The 15,237-nt window shown below is 64.9% G+C and carries 6 protein-coding genes; 2 read left to right on the top strand and 4 right to left on the bottom strand.

Annotated features, from left to right (window positions below):
• Positions 1–340: 340 nt before the first annotated feature.
• The gene (locus ACVK00_RS26690; RefSeq protein ID WP_456826967.1) at positions 341–499 is read right to left on the bottom strand and encodes a hypothetical protein; all 159 of its coding nucleotides are present in this window, start codon (positions 497–499) and stop codon (positions 341–343) included.
• A 204-nt stretch (positions 500–703) separates the two neighbouring features.
• Between ACVK00_RS26690 and ACVK00_RS26695 the strand changes: the two genes are divergently transcribed.
• Complete coding sequence (locus ACVK00_RS26695) at positions 704–2,893, top strand: TonB-dependent siderophore receptor (protein ID WP_284894169.1); 2,190 nt, start codon at positions 704–706, stop codon at positions 2,891–2,893.
• A gap of 24 nt (positions 2,894–2,917) precedes the next feature.
• Here the strand turns inward: ACVK00_RS26695 and ACVK00_RS26700 are convergent, their stop codons facing one another.
• Positions 2,918–3,733 (bottom strand): response regulator transcription factor, encoded by an 816-nt coding sequence (locus tag ACVK00_RS26700; RefSeq protein ID WP_228910919.1) that lies wholly within the window; start codon positions 3,731–3,733, stop codon positions 2,918–2,920.
• 987 nt (positions 3,734–4,720) lie between these two features.
• Between ACVK00_RS26700 and ACVK00_RS26705 the strand changes: the two genes are divergently transcribed.
• Positions 4,721–8,335 carry a YadA family autotransporter adhesin gene (locus ACVK00_RS26705; RefSeq protein ID WP_284894170.1) on the top strand — a complete coding sequence of 1,205 codons (3,615 nt, stop codon included), beginning with the start codon at positions 4,721–4,723 and terminating at the stop codon, positions 8,333–8,335.
• A 114-nt stretch (positions 8,336–8,449) separates the two neighbouring features.
• Here ACVK00_RS26705 and ACVK00_RS26710 read toward each other — a convergent pair whose 3' ends face one another.
• Together ACVK00_RS26710 and ACVK00_RS26715 are read right to left on the bottom strand one after the other, a co-directional pair.
• Positions 8,450–9,823, bottom strand: coding sequence for a TolC family outer membrane protein (locus ACVK00_RS26710; RefSeq protein ID WP_284894171.1), 1,374 nt, complete (start codon positions 9,821–9,823; stop codon positions 8,450–8,452).
• Positions 9,824–10,003: 180 nt separating this feature from the next.
• A partial coding sequence (locus ACVK00_RS26715) for a beta strand repeat-containing protein (protein WP_456826968.1) occupies positions 10,004–15,237 on the bottom strand: 5,234 nt, incomplete at its 5' end.

Below are 15,237 nucleotides of genomic sequence, written 5' to 3' on the forward strand. Positions count from 1 at the left end.
ATGATCGTCGCCGGCGTGCGGGCGGCAGACTTTTCAGGTGTGCAGAACGATAGATTCCCACTATTTCGGACAGTCGTCATACGACGGATGACGTGGGGCGGGTCTCATATCGCGCTCTCGGTCCGCACGCCGCGGCAAGCCCATGCCGGTGAAGCCACGAACGACAAGAATCGGAGAACGACACGATGACGAGCAGCCTCCCAGGTTTGAACGAACGGTTTGCACGACGTGCGGCGTGGGTCGCGTCGCGCTCGACGCTGGCTTGCGCGGGTGTGACGGCAATGCGGGCCGCCGCCTCGGCAACGACGACGGTCGACACGCAGTGGGGCACCGCGACGCACTACACGTTCGGGCCGGGCGCGGTGAGCTTATCCGGCTCGATCGTCACGTCGAGCGCGAACGACGTGACAGTGACGGGCACGCCCACGCCATCCGACAGCAGCGCCGCGTTCACGACGCTGAAGTCCGTCGCGCCGACCTCGCCGATCTGATCGGACACGCGGTGAACGATCGTGCGCCGGCAGGCATTTTTTCTAAAGACCGCACAACGTTCCGCCGATATCATTCAGGCGCTCAAAAACGACGCAATCGAACCACGCGCACCGACTCGTGCGCGACAGGCCCGCACCGCCGGCCAGCCCCGCAACGAAGCACGACCGGGCGCGCGGCACCCGGGCAACACGACGGAGACACTAGCTAAACGATGGGAACGGCAACAGGTTCGGTGCGACGCGCAATCGCGATCGCGGCCGGGGGAACGTTGTGCGCGGCGGCCGCGGGCGGCGCGCACGCGCAGGCATCGAACGCGGCGGCAACGCCATCGGGCGATGCGGCGGCGATGCTGCCGAAGATCGACGTGACGGGCGAGGCCGCCCGCGCATCGCTCGGGCTGGTCGGGTTGCGTACCGCCACCGCGACCAGGACCGACACGCCGGTCGCCGAGATCCCGCAGACGACCAACATCGTGACCGCGCAGCAGATCGAGATGACCGGCGCGACCGACCTGAACCAGGCGCTGCGCTACGTGCCGGGTTTCGCGACGTTCGGCTCCGATACGCGAACCGACTGGTATGCGGCGCTGCGCGGCTTCACGCCGACGCTGTATGTCGACGGCCTGGCGGCGCCGAACACGGCGGTCATCGCGAACTGGCGCGTCGATCCTTACACGATCGACTCGATCGCCGTGCTGCGCGGGCCGACGTCGGTGCTGTACGGCGCGGGCGAGCCGGGTGCGATCGTCGATGCGCACACGAAACTCGCCGACGGCGAACGCGTGCGCGAAGCCGGCGTGCAGATCGGCAACGATGCGCGCAAGCAGACCATGCTCGACATCGGCGACAAACTGGATTCGGACGGCCGATATGCGTATCGCTTCGTCGGCATCGCGCGCGACGGCAATGCGGTGACCGGCCCGAATGCCGACCGGCGCGTCGCGGTGGCGCCGTCGTTCCGCTGGCGGCCGACGGCCGACACGTCGCTGACGGTGTCCGCTTCGTTCCTGCAGGATCACGGCGACATTTCGTCGAACTTCCTCCCGGCGTCGGGCACGGTATTGCCGAATCGGAACGGGCGTCTGTCGCAGGACATCTACATGGGCGACCCGACGTTCAACGACTACCGGAAGAAACAATGGTCGCTCGGCTATGCGCTCGAGCATCGCGTGAACCCGATCTGGACGCTGCAACAGGACGTGCGCTGGTCGCGCCTGTCGCTCGACGACGCAACGGTGTTCGGCAACGGCTTCATGCCCGGCAGCACGACGAACATGATGCGGTTCGCGGGCCTGTTCCAGTTGAACTACAGCCGGCTCGACATCGACAACCGCGCGCAGGCGCGCTTCGCCACCGGCCCGCTCGAGCACACGCTGCTGCTCGGCCTGCAGTTCGACCGGCAGACGACGACCAACAGCGTGTGGCTCGCGCTCGCGCCGTCGCTCAACCTGTACCACCCCGTCTATCGTCCGGTGACGGCCGCGATCTTTTCCGGCCGCACGTCGCTCGGGCACGTCGATCAGTACACGGCGATGAATTCGCTCGGCGCGTACGCGCAGGACCAGATGCGCTGGAACCGCTGGACGCTGACGCTCGGCGGCCGCGAAGATCGCGTGAACGCGCGCTTCGACGACCGGGCGGCCGGCATCGGCACGCAGCAGGACGTCAGTGCGTTTTCGGGCCGCGTCGGGCTGACCTATCAGGGCGATGCGGGATTGTCGCCTTACGTGAGCTACTCGACGTCGTTCGATCCAGTGATCGGCGTGCGGATGTACGGCGGCGGCCTGCCGAAACCGACGCGCGGCAAGCAGACCGAAGCCGGGCTGCGCTGGCAGCCGGCCGGCCGGAACCTGATGCTCACCGCGGCCGTTTATCGGATCGACCAGACCAACGTCTTGACGCCGACGCCGCCGAATCTCGACCCCACCGGCACGTCGTCCGTGCAGACCGGCAAGGTGCGTTCGCGCGGCATCGAACTGAGCGCGGTCGGGAACGTGACGCGCGAGCTGTCGATCGTCGCGTCGTACGTCTATCAGGACGTCAAGAACGTGCAGGCGAACGATGCGTCGCTGAACAACTGGCCGGTGTCCGTGCCGCTGCCGCGGCAGATGGCGTCGCTGTGGACGGACTGGACCTGGCACACCGGCGCGCTGTCGGGCCTCGGCGTCGGCGCCGGCGTGCGCTACCAGAGTGCGTCGGCCGGTGCGCCGGACAATTCGCTGACGGTGCCGAGCGCCACGCTGTACGATCTCGCAATGCACTACGAGCTGCGTCACTGGCGATTCGCGCTGAATGTCGCGAATGTGTTCGACCGCCGCTACGTCAGCGGCTGCACGTCTTACACGGTATGCGTGTTCGGCAACGAGCGGACGGTGCTGGCCAGCGCGAAATACAACTGGTAGCCGTACCCGCGATGCCGGGCGCGACTACGCGTCGCGCTGCGGTTCCCGGGCGGCATCACGCCCGGCCGCATGGCGTTCTCGCCGCCATTCGGTCGGCGTGATGCCGAACCGTTCGCGGAACGCGGTGGCGAAATTCGCCGGTGTGGAAAAGCCGATCTCCTTCGCGATGCTCGCAATGCTGAGCGACGTCGTATCGAGCAGGTCCTGCGCGATGCGCAGGCGCTCGTGCCGCAGATATTCGAACACCGTCTGGCCCAGGTTGTCGCGAAACGCGCGCGACAACCGCTTCTCGTGCGTGCCGACCGCGCGCGCCAGCTGCTCGACCGTCGGCGGGTCGTTCAGCGTGCGCGACAGATGCCGAATGGCCGCGCGCACGATGATGTCGTCGTCCTTGCCCGTCGCAAACGGATCGTGCGCGGCCGGCGCATCCATCGGCAATGGCCGTTTCGTTCGCGCGAGCTGCACGCGGATTCGCGCGACGACTTCGGCCGGTTCGAACGGCTTCACCACATAATCGACGCCGCCGATTTCGAGCCCTTCGACGCGCTCGTGCAAGTCGCCGGCCACCGTCAGGAAAATGACAGGGATCGCGCTCGTCAGCGGATCGGCCGCCAGCCGCCGGCACGCGGTGAAACCGTCCATGCGCGGCATCCGGACATCCATCAGGACCAGGTCGGGCATGAGTGCCTGCGCGCGCTGGCACGCCTGCACGCCGTCGAATGCGATGCTGATCCGACATCCGGTGCTGCGCAGGACGTCGATCAGCAAACGGAGCTGGTCGGGCTGATCGTCGACGATCAGGATATGGGCATTATTCAATGCGGCGGTCGATGGCGACATCGTGTACCTGTTCAGGGAAGGCTGTGGGCAGCGTTCCTGCGCGCGGTCGATTCCGGTTCGGGAAAATCGTCGGAAGCCGTGACATGACTTCGCGAAAACGCACGGTACGCTCGCATCGACAAGCGGACTTCGCCGGACTGCACGGCAGGCAGTATGTCGGCGCATTACTCGGCGTTGTTTCTTTTGATCGCTGAGCCGATAAAGGGGCGGAAGATTGCCGCTGCCGGAATCGATGCGAGCGGAATTGTAGGGGGATATCTCGATTCTCGCTAGAGTGCTTATCTCTATTATTGGGATGCGAGTCGGGGCTAACATTTAATCCCCTTTTCGGTATTTTGCAGTTTTTTGCGAGATTGCTTTTAATGGCACTCCGCTCCAGCAAAGTATTTATCCTTCCAGGAAAACATTTTTATTAAGCGTGGCAATACGAAATCGTTTGCGAGATTGGTGTTTTTAACCTAAGCCATTGAAAACATTGCATTTTGCAATCTATAAAGAATGCCACCTTCTCTAATGCCGGGGCGTGTCTCATAATTCGTCCGAACTTTGGATGACGGATGGATTCGACGGGTTGGACCTCCGGCATACCGTGGCAGACGTTGCGGGATTAGAGTCCGGTGCATCAATTGATGTGCGCGCCGACGAATATTCGTCACGACGTCCGTCGCATCCGCATTATCGACGTTGATGGAAATTCGTTCGCGTGCAGCAGATGAAATAAAAGAAACGGGGTTGGTCGCGCCACGCGCGGCATTCAATTCGGAATGTCAATGACAGCAGGTTGACTCGCGAGAATCAGCAGGGACGAGTTCGTCCATGGCAGTCATTTTGTATTCCTGATGGTTTTTATCGAATGAACGGAACGGGCCGTCGACCGAGCGACGCGCCTGGGCAGCGTATCGCGCATTGAGTTCGAAGTTGAAGTCGAAGCTGTGAATAAACCTAAGTAGTCCAAATCCAAACCAAAGAAACAAAACGGAGCAAAAAATGCAGAGGAACCAGATTTCGGCGCTCGTCGCCGCCATGTTCGCAAGCGCAGGTGTGCTGGTCGCGGGGGCTGCACACGCGGACAACTTCGTCGATCGCGGCAACCCGGACAACGCGCTGAACGGGCAGTGCATCGACGGTACGAACCCGTTGTGTGTCGCGACGAAGAGCGGGACGTTCGTGGCGACGAGCAGCACGAACTTCACGTCTGGAACGAATGCGAAGGCCGGCTCCAGTGGCATCGCGATCGGCGACCAGTCGAACGCGGGCAGCCAGGGTGGCTCCGGCAGTGGCGGCGGCATTGCAATCGGCGTCGGCGCCCAGGCACTGGCGAACTCGGCCACGGCGATCGGCACGGTGGCCGTCGCGCAGGGCAATACGGCGCTCGCGGTGGGCCGTCAGTCCGCCGCGATCGGCGATTACTCGATGGCGCTCGGCAACGTCGCCGATGCGCATGGCACGAGTTCGATCGCACTCGGTCACTCGGCGCTGGCGAGCGGCGATCGCTCGATTGCGATCGGCGGCGCGAATCCGACCACGAGCGACGGCGTGTCGAACGGCGCATCCTACGATGCCGCGACGCAGACCCGTGCGGGCGGCACGCAATCCGTCGCGATCGGCGCCGGTGCGCAGACGAATGACAACAACCAGGTCGCGATCGGCTCGGGCAGCGTCGGTGCGAACAACGGCGGTACGCCGGTATTCGGCGGCACGGCTGCACCGGTCGGCGGGGCCGTCTCGTTCGGTTCGCTCGGCCACGAACGCCAGATCAAGAACGTCGCAGCGGGCGCGGCCGATACGGATGCCGTGAACGTCCAGCAGCTGAAGAACGTGAACAGCACGCTCAGCACCGGCATCGCCAACGTCGACGCACGCGTGACCTCCGTCGGCAACACGCTGTCGACGTCGATCGCGAACGTCGACCAGCGCGTGACCAACGTCGGCAACAGCCTCAGCACGAGCATCGTGACGGCGACGCAGAACGTCGTCAAATACACCGACGATTCGCATGCTGCGATCGCGCTCGACGGCAGCGCCGGCACGACGATCAGCGGTGTCGCGGCCGGTGTCGCCGATACGGACGCGGTCAACGTCGGCCAGCTGAAGGGCAGCGTTGCACCGCTGCAGACCTCGCTGTCGACCGCCGCCGCGAACATCACGAACCTGCAGAACAACGTGACCGGCCTCAATGCATCGCTGAGCACGGCCGCGTCGAACATCGGCGGCCTGCAGGCAGCCGATGCGCGCAACGTGAAGTACGACGGCGCGAGCGGCTTCGACTCGGTCACGTTCGCCGGCCCCAACGGCACGACGCTGCACAATGTCGCGGACGGCAAGGATGCGCACGATGCCGTCAACGTTGGGCAACTGGGCAGCGGCCTCGCATCGCTCAGCACGAGCGTGACCAACAGCGTGAGCACGTCGATCGGTAACCTGAGCACGTCGATCACGAGCCAGATCGGCAACGCGACGAAGAACGCGGTGCAGTACGACGACGACACGCATGGCGGCGTCACGCTCGGCGGCCAGGGCGCGACGGCACCGGTCGGCCTGCACAACGTCGCGGACGGCGTGAGCGCGAACGACGCGGTGAACGTCGGCCAGCTCGGCAAGACGACCGATACGCTGAACCAGTCGATCGCCAACGTCGGCAACAGCGTGACGAAGCTCGGCGACCAGGTGACGACGAACACCGGCAACATCGCTGCGCTGCAGCAGGATGCGCTGCAGTGGAACCCGAGCCTCGGCACTTACGATGCGAGCCACGGCGGCAACAGCCCGCAACGCATCGGCAACCTCGCGGCTGGCCAGAACGGCACCGACGCGGTCAACGTCGACCAGCTGAACGCGGCGATTCACGACGGCACGAGCCAGCTCGATGCGCTCGCCGTGAAGTACGACGATGCGAGCAAGCATCAGGTTTCGCTGGGCGCGGGCAACGGCGGGATTCCCGTGCGCGTGACCAACGTCGCGGAAGGCAACGTGTCGACCGGCAGCACGGACGCCGTGAACGGCGCGCAGCTGCGCCGCGCGATCGACGGCACGGCCGCCGCGTTCGGCGGCGGGGCAACGGCGAATACGGACGGCTCGATCACGGCGCCCGCGTACAAGATCGGCGGCGATTCGTTCAACAATGTCGGCGACGCGCTGACGAACCTCGATGGCCGTGTCGGCAGCAACACGACGACGCTCGGGAATCACGAGACGCGCATCGGCAATGCCGAAACGAACATTGCCGTCAATACGACCGCGATCGCCGGGCTGCAGAAGGATGCGCTGCAGTTCGACCCGACGCTCGGCGCATACAACGCCGCCCGCGGCGGCGCGCCGACCAAGCTGACCAGCATCGCCGACGGCAATGTCGCGGCCGGCAGCACGGACGCGGTGAACGGCGGCCAGTTGTACGGCGTGAAGTCCGATCTCGAGCAGCAGATCACGCAGGTGTCGAACCAGACGGGCGAGGCCGTGAAGAACGTCGTCAAGTACGACGTCGACGGCAACGGCAACCGGCTGAACTCGGTCTCGCTGATCGGCGGCAACCCGAACGCGGCGGTCGTGCTGAAGAACGTCGCGGCCGGCACCGACGATACGGACGCGGTGAACGTGAAGCAGCTGAAGTCGGTGCAGTCGAACCTCGACCAGCTCGGCGCGCTCGCGGTGCAGTACGACGACAGCTCGAAGGGCTCGATCTCGCTCGGCGGGGCGGGTGGCACGCGCATCACCAACGTGAAGGCCGGCACGCTCAGCGCCGCCAGCACGGACGCGGTGAACGGCTCGCAGCTCTACGCGACGAACCAGCAGGTATCGAAGAACACGACCGATATCGCGAACCTGCAGGACAACGTGACCAACATCGCGAACGGCAAGGCCGGGCTCGTGCAGCAGCAGGACCCGAAAGGCGCGATCACGGTCGGCAAGGACTCGGGCGGCACCAGCGTGAACTTCTCCGGCACGGCGGGCGACCGCGTGCTGACCGGTGTCGCGGCCGGCGTGAACGGCAACGACGCGGTCAACATGGCCCAGTTCAACGACGCGCTGAAGACGGCGGCGGCCAACGACCAGATCCGTGCGGCGGCAACCGATGCGAACACGACGTGGATCGCGCGTGCCGATGCCGGTTCGATCGGCACGACGGCGACGGCAACCGGCAAGAACGCGGTGGCGGTCGGCCAGGGCTCCGTTGCGGATCGCGACAATTCGTTCTCGGTCGGCGCGAAGGGCAACGAACGGCAGGTCACGAACGTGGCGACCGGCACGGCGCCGACGGATGCGGTGAACGTGCAGCAGCTGAACGACAACCTCAATACCGCGTCGACGCAGGCGAAGGGCTACACCGACCAGCGGATCGGGCAGGTGTACAACTCGTTCAACGACCTGAAGAAGGACATGTACGGCGGCGTGGCGTCGGCGATGGCGGTGGCCGGTTTGCCGCAGCCGACGGGAGCCGGGCGCTCGATGGTGTCGGCGGCGACGTCGAATTATCACGGGCAGCAAGGCTTCGCGGCCGGGTATTCGTACGTGACGGAGAGCAATCGCTGGGTCGTCAAGGCGTCGGTGACGGGCAATGCGCGGTCGGACTTCGGCGCGGTGGTGGGCGCAGGCTATCAGTTCTGATGCGGCGCGACGGACGTTGACCGTCGGGTATCGGGCATGCTGACGATGCCCGACACCGCGGCAACGTCGATGACTGAAGGGCCCCGGGCTCGCGATGGCGACCTCGGGGCCTCGTCATTTGCCGGGATCGGATGCGCGCCGGTCGAAGGCCACCGCCGGCTGCACGCCGCCGGCGCCCCAGGCCTGCGCCGGCCGCGCGACGTGAAGCGTGTCGAGCAACTGCCCCATCCCGGCGAACACGCGGTACGCACTCGCCACTTCCGCGTACTGGCCGCTGATGTAATCGATGCGCGCGCTGTAATACTCGTTCTCCGCATTGAGCAGGTCGAGCAGCGAACGTTGACCGATGCCGAACTGCAACAGGTACGCTTCGCGCGTCGACGCGCTGGAATCGACGTACTGCTTGAGCACGACCAACCGGTCGCGTGCGGTGACGTAAGCGTTGTAGGCGTGCGATTCGCCTTCCGCGATCTCCAGGCGCGTGCGGTTCCGGTCTTCCTCGGCCTCCCGGATCTGCGCATGCGCTTCGCCGATATGCGCCTTGTCGGCGCCGCCCTGAAACAGGTTGTAGCGCAACCGCAGCATCACGCGGCGGTCGTTCGTCGGACCGAGCACGCCGTCACGGTCATGGCTCGCACTCAGCTCCAGATCGATGCGCGGCCATAGTGCGGCCTTCGCCGCGTCATAGTGCGCATTGGCCTGCGCGACGTCCGCCTCGGCGGCCGCGAGGGACGGGTGGTTCGCCAGCGCCGTATCCAGCGCGAATCGTTCCGTCGGCGGCAGCGTGGCTTCCGGCGCGACCGGCTTGACGAGCACGTTCGGCGGCGCGCCCACCAGCCGCGCGTAGGCCACTTCGGCGTCTTTCAGGTTGCTTTGCTCGGAGCGTAGGTTGTCCTGCGCGAGCGCCAGCCGGCTTTCCGCCTGGTAAAGGTCGGCGCGCCGGCCGACGCCGCGGTCGCTGCGCAGCTTGATCTGATCGTGGATCCGGCGGTGGGACTCCAGGTTGTCGGTGGCGGCGGCGACCGTTTCCTGACGGCGCAGGACTTCCAGATACGCGCCCACCACGCGCAGCGCCACGTCCTCCGAGGTTGACGCGACGCGATTCGCGGACGAGTCGATGCGTGCCCGTTGCCGCGCCACTTCGCTCTTGACCGCGAAACCGTCGAACAGCATTTGCGACAACGTCACGCTGGCCGTCCGGTGCGTGAACGTCGTGCGGTTCAGGCCGAGCAGACGCGTTTCGACATCGTCGCGCTGCTCCTTGCCGATCGCCGCGTCGACGTCCACGCGGGGCAGGTAGCCGGCTCGCGCCTGCTTCAGGCCTTGATCCGCCGCTTCCCGGTTATATGTCGTGGCAAGGACTTCGGGGTTGGTCCGGATCGCCTGCTCGACCGCTTCCTGCAGGCTTTGCGCGGCGGCGGGCGCGGCGGTGCCCGCGAGCGCCGACGCGAATGCGAGCACGGCAAGCAGAGGGCAGTTCCTGTTCATCGACTGTTTCCTGTCGCCCGACGGTGGTTTGCAGCCAGCCTTGGGCACGATTATACGTTGCGCGATGCCGGCGATCATGCGACCGGCCATCGCGACAGATGCATCAAACACACTGCCGCGAACGACGATCCGGAGGAGAGTTCGTCCGTCGGACGTCGCTCACGGGGTATTCCGGGCGGCTCAAACCTCCTGAACGTGCGGCAGCGGCGGCGGCACGTAAGTGACCACGGTGCCGCTGCCCTGATCGTGCGAGAGCTGGAAGCTGCCGCCCGACAGATTGCCTTGAAGCGCGACCTGCGCGGTGTGGGCGCCGTCGCTGACCGTGAGCGTGCCGCCCGTTCCCGTGTCGTTGGCCGTGAAGCTCAGCGTCGTGTGATCGCCGAACAGCACGTCGGTCAGGTCGAGCGCGTCACCGGCGCCGAAGCCGCTGACCGTGCCGGTGAAACCGGCGGAGTGGTCCAGCTTGAGCGTCCCCGCGGCACCATCGGCGAACGTCGTGTTTTCCGCGGACGCGCCGTCGAAATCGAGCGTTGCGCCGCCGCTGATCGTCGCGCTGCCGGCGCCCGTCACGTCGCCGTGGATCGTCAGGTTGCCGTTGTTGGCCCACAGGTTGCCCGTGTTGTTCACCGCGCTTTCGATCACGAGGCCGCCGCTGCCCGTCGCCTCGAGCGTGCCGGCGTTGGCGACCGCGTGCGTGCCCGTGTCGATGACGAGCGCGTTGGCGCCGTCGGCGACGATCGTTCCTTCGTTGACGAGCGTCAGCTGGCCGGCGCCGAGCTGGCCGGCACCCGTGATCGTGTTGTCGACGTTCACGAGCGTGGCATCCGGCGTGCTGCCGAATACGACGTTGTGGCTATCGTCGGACAGCGTTACGTGCCCGCCGCCTTCCAGCGTCGCGCTCTTCGGGAGGATTTCGAAGCGGGTGATGTCGCCGGTCGAGCCGAGTGCGATCGTGCCCGTGTTCTCCACGATCCCGCCGATCGGCAGCATCGCGCCGTCGTTCACCGTCATGACGCCGGCGTTCTGTACGACCGGTTCCTGGTCGAACACGAAGTTGTCGCCGGTGAGGTCGGCCGAATGCACGCCCGTTACCGTGATGGTGGCGCCATCGCCCAGCGTGATCACCGCATTGCCGTTCGCGTCGTCTGCCAGATGCGCCTGGACGTCGCTGAAGCTTGCGATGCCCGTGAAGCCCACGAGATCGATCTTGTCGGCGGCGAGGTCGAACGTGTGCAGCGTGTCGTTGCCGATCGGCTGCGAGAAGACGAACAGGTCGTGGCCGGCGGATCCCGTCAGTTGGTCGTCGCCCGACCACGCGAAGATCGGCGCGTTGGCCGCGTACGCTTCGACGTTGTCCGCGATCGTGGCGGCGGCGTGGCTGCCGTCCGCGGCCGTCCAGGTTTCGGTCACCGTGAGCACGGTGGCGCCGGTGAAGGAGGTGGGCGGCGTGACGGTGAGCGCGCCGAGGTCGTTCGTCGGCACGAGCCATGCGCCGTTGCCGAGGTCGGTGCCGGCATTCAGCGTCCAGCCGGACGGGATGCCGGCGATCGTCACCGCGAGGTCGGCCGCGTGGCCGGACGGATCGGCGAGCGCCAGGTTGATCTCGGATCCGGCGACCCCGGCGGGCGCCGTCTGCGTCAACGAGCGCGAGTTGCCCGCGGTGTCCCACTCCGTCACGGTGAGGGAGTCCTTGTTGAGATTCAGGCTCTGTTGCGTGTAGGTCCAGGTTCCGGCGGTTTGCTGCGTCGCCGTGTAATCGGCGTTGGTCGTGTTGTCGTGGATCAGGACTTTCCAGACATTGGACGTGTCGGTGTTGGCCGTCAGCGTGTGGCTGCCTTGATTGTATTGCCATGACAGCGTCGACGGCGCGGTGGTGTCGAGCGTGAAGCTTAAGCTCGTGGCGTTCGAGATATTGCCCGCGATGTCGATCTGACGGACTTGCAGGTTGTTCACGCCTTCGGTGGCGCTGAAGCTCGTGTTCCAATGTGCGCCGTTGTCGACGCTGTACTGCACGGTGGCGCCGGTTTCGATGCCGGAGAGGTTCAGCGTGCCGACGTTGGTGATGTGGTCGGTGGTGCTGCTGCCGGAATCGGTGGTCAATACGACACCGGGTGCTGCGGCCGAGGTATCGAGCGTGAAGCTCAGCGATGTAGCTGATGATGTGTTGCCAGCCACGTCGATCTGGCGGACTTGGACGTTGTTCAGCCCTTCGACGGCGCTGAAGCTCGTGTTCCAATGTGCGCCGCTATCGATGCTGTACTGAACGGTTGCGCCGGTTTCGATGCCGGAGAGGTTCAGCGTGCCGACGTTGGTGATGTGGTCCGTGGCACTGCTGCCGGAATCGGTGGTCAGCGCGACACCGGGCGCAGCGGCCGAGGTGTCGAGCGTGAAGCTGAACGACGTGGCCGACGACGTGTTGCCCGCGATGTCGATCTCTCGAACCTGCACGTTATTCACGCCTTGGACGGCACTGAAGCTCGAGTTCCAATGCGCGCCGTTGTCGATGCTGTACTGTACGGTTGCGCCGGTTTCGATGCCGGTGACGTTCAGCGTGCCGACGTTGGTGATGTGGTCGGTGGCGCTGCTGCCGGAGTCGGTGGTCAGCACAACGCCGGGCGCAGCGGCCGAGGTATCGAGCGTGAAGCTGAACGACGTGGCCGACGACGTGTTGCCCGCGGCATCGACCTGTCGAACCTGCACGTTGTTCACGCCTTCGAGGGCACCGAAACTCGTACTCCAATGGGCCCCGTTGTCGACGCTGTATTGCACGGTGGCGCCGGTTTCGATGCCAGTGAGATTCAACGTACCGACGTTGGTGATGTGATCAGTGCCGCTACTGCCCGAGTCGGTGGTCAGCGCAACACCCGGCGCCGCGGCCGACGTATCGAGCGTGAAGCTGAACGAGGTTGCCGCCGACGTATTGCCCGCGACATCGATCTGCCGAACCTGCACATTGTTCACACCTTCGATGGCGCTGAAGCTCGTGTTCCAATGCGCACCGTTATCGACGCTGTATTGCACGGTTGCGCCGGTTTCGATGCCGGAGAGGTTCAGCGTGCCGACGTTGGTGATGTGGTCGGTGGCATTGCTACCGGAGTCGGTGGTCAGCGCAACGCCGGGCGCGGCGGCCGAGGTGTCGAGCGTGAAGCTGAGCGACGTGGCCGACGACGTGTTGCCCGCGATGTCGATCTCTCGAACTTGCACGTTATTCATGCCTTGGACGGCACTGAAGCTCGTACTCCAATGCGCACCGTTGTCGATGCTGTACTGAACGGTGGCGCCGTTTTCGATGCCCGTGACGTTCAGCGTGCCGACGTTGGTGATGTGGTCGGTGGCGCTACTGCCGGAGTCGGTGGTCAGGGCGACACCGGGCGCGGCGGCCGAGGTGTCGAGCGTGAAGCTGAACGACGTGGCTGACGACGTGTTGCCCGCGACATCGATCTGTCGAACCTGCACGTTATTCAGTCCTTCGATGGCGCTGAAGCTCGTGTTCCAGTGCGCGCCGTTGTCGACGCTGTATTGCACGGTGGCGCCGGTTTCGATGCCTGAGAGGTTCAGTGTGCCGACGTTGGTGATGTGGTCGGTCGAGCTACTGCCGGAATCGGTGGTCAACGCAACACCCGGCGCAGCGGCTGAGGTATCGAGCGTGAAGCTGAGCGATGTAGCTGACGATGTGTTGCCCGCGACATCGATCTGCCGAACTTGCACATTGTTCAGCCCTTCGACGGCGCTGAAGCTCGCGTTCCAATGCGCGCCGTTATCGACACTGTACTGTACGGTTGCGCCGGTCTCGATGCCTGAGAGATTCAACGTACCGACGTTGGTGATGTGATCAGCCCCGCTACTGCCCGAGTCGGTGGTCAGCGCAACGCCGGGCGCAGCAGCCGAGGTATCGAGCGTGAAGCTGAACGAGGTTGCCGCCGACGTATTGCCCGCGACATCGATCTGGCGGACTTGCACGTTGTTCACGCCTTCGAGGGCACTGAAGCTGGTACTCCAATGGGCACCGTTATCGATGCTGTATTGCACGGTTGCGCCGGTTTCGAGGCCCGAGAGGTTCAGCGTGCCGACGTTGGTAATATGGTCCGTGCCACTGCTGCCGGAATCGGTGGTCAATGCAACGCTGGGTGCTGCGGCCGACGTATCGAGCGTGAAGCTGAACGAGGTCGGGTCCGACGTATTGCCCGCGACATCGGTTTGCCGAACCTGTACGTCGTTCACGCCTTCGACGGCGTTGAAGCTGGTGTTCCAGGTATGGCCACCGTCGATCGAGTATTCGACGGTGGCGCCGGTTTCGACACCGGTGAGATTCAACGTGCCGACGTTGGTGATGTGATCGGTCGAGCTACTGCCGGAATCGGCGGTCAATGCGACGCGGGGTGCGGCGGCCGACGTATCGAGCGTGAAGCTGAACGAGGTTGGGGCGGACGTGTTGCCTGCGACATCGGTCTGCCGGATCTGCACGTCGTTCACGCCTTCGACAGCGCTGAAGCTGGTGTTCCAGGTGTGGCCACCATCGATCGAGTATTCGACAACTGCGCCAGTCTCCACGCCAGACACGTTGAGTGTACCGACGCTCGTGATGTGGTCGGTGGCGCTGCTGCCGGAGTCGGTGGTCAACGCAACACCCGGCGCACCAACCGACGTATCGAGCGTGAAGCTGAACGACGTGGCCGACGACGTATTGCCCGCGACATCGACCTGCCGAACCTGCACGTTGTTCAGTCCTTCGACGGCGCCGAAGCTCGTGTTCCAGTGCGCACCGTTATCGACGCTGTACTGTATGGTGGCGCCGGTTTCGATGCCAGTGACGTTCAGCGTGCCGACATTGGTGATGTGATCGGTCGAGCTGCTACCGGAATCGCTCGTGAGCACGACACCCGGCGCAGCGGCCGACGTATCGAGCGTAAAGCTGAGCGAGGTCGGGTCCGACGTATTGCCCGCGACATCGGTTTGCCGAACCTGTACGTCGTTCACGCCTTCGACGGCGTTGAAGCTGGTGCTCCAGGTATGACCGCCATCGGTCGAGTATTCGACCGCGGCGCCCGTTTCAACACCCGTAAGATTCAACGTACCGACATTGGTGATGTGATCGGTGACATTGCTGCCGGAATCGGCGGTCAATGCGACGCTGGGCGCGGCGGCTGAGGTATCGAGCGTGAAGCTGAACGCCGTCGGATCCGACGTATTGCCAGCGATATCGGTCTGCCGCACCTGTACGTCGTTCACGCCTTCGACGGCGTTGAAGCTGGTGTTCCAGGTATGGCCACCGTCGATCGAGTATTCGACAACTGCGCCGGTCTCTACGCCAGACACATCGAGTGTACCGACGTTGGTGATGTGATCGGTCGAGCTATTGCCGGAATCGGCGGTCAGTGCGACACCGGGCGCGGCGGCCGACGTATCGAGCGTGA

Source organism: Burkholderia sp. PvR073 (assembly GCF_054055695.1).

Excerpts from the sequence above, each read along its gene's own strand:
- ACVK00_RS26695 (WP_284894169.1), top strand. The coding sequence starts at position 704 with ATGGGAACGGCAACAGGTTCGGTGCGACGCGCAATCGCGATCGCGGCC.
- ACVK00_RS26700 (WP_228910919.1), bottom strand. The coding sequence starts at position 3,733 with ATGTCGCCATCGACCGCCGCATTGAATAATGCCCATATCCTGATCGTC.
- ACVK00_RS26705 (WP_284894170.1), top strand. The coding sequence starts at position 4,721 with ATGCAGAGGAACCAGATTTCGGCGCTCGTCGCCGCCATGTTCGCAAGC.
- ACVK00_RS26710 (WP_284894171.1), bottom strand. The coding sequence starts at position 9,823 with ATGAACAGGAACTGCCCTCTGCTTGCCGTGCTCGCATTCGCGTCGGCG.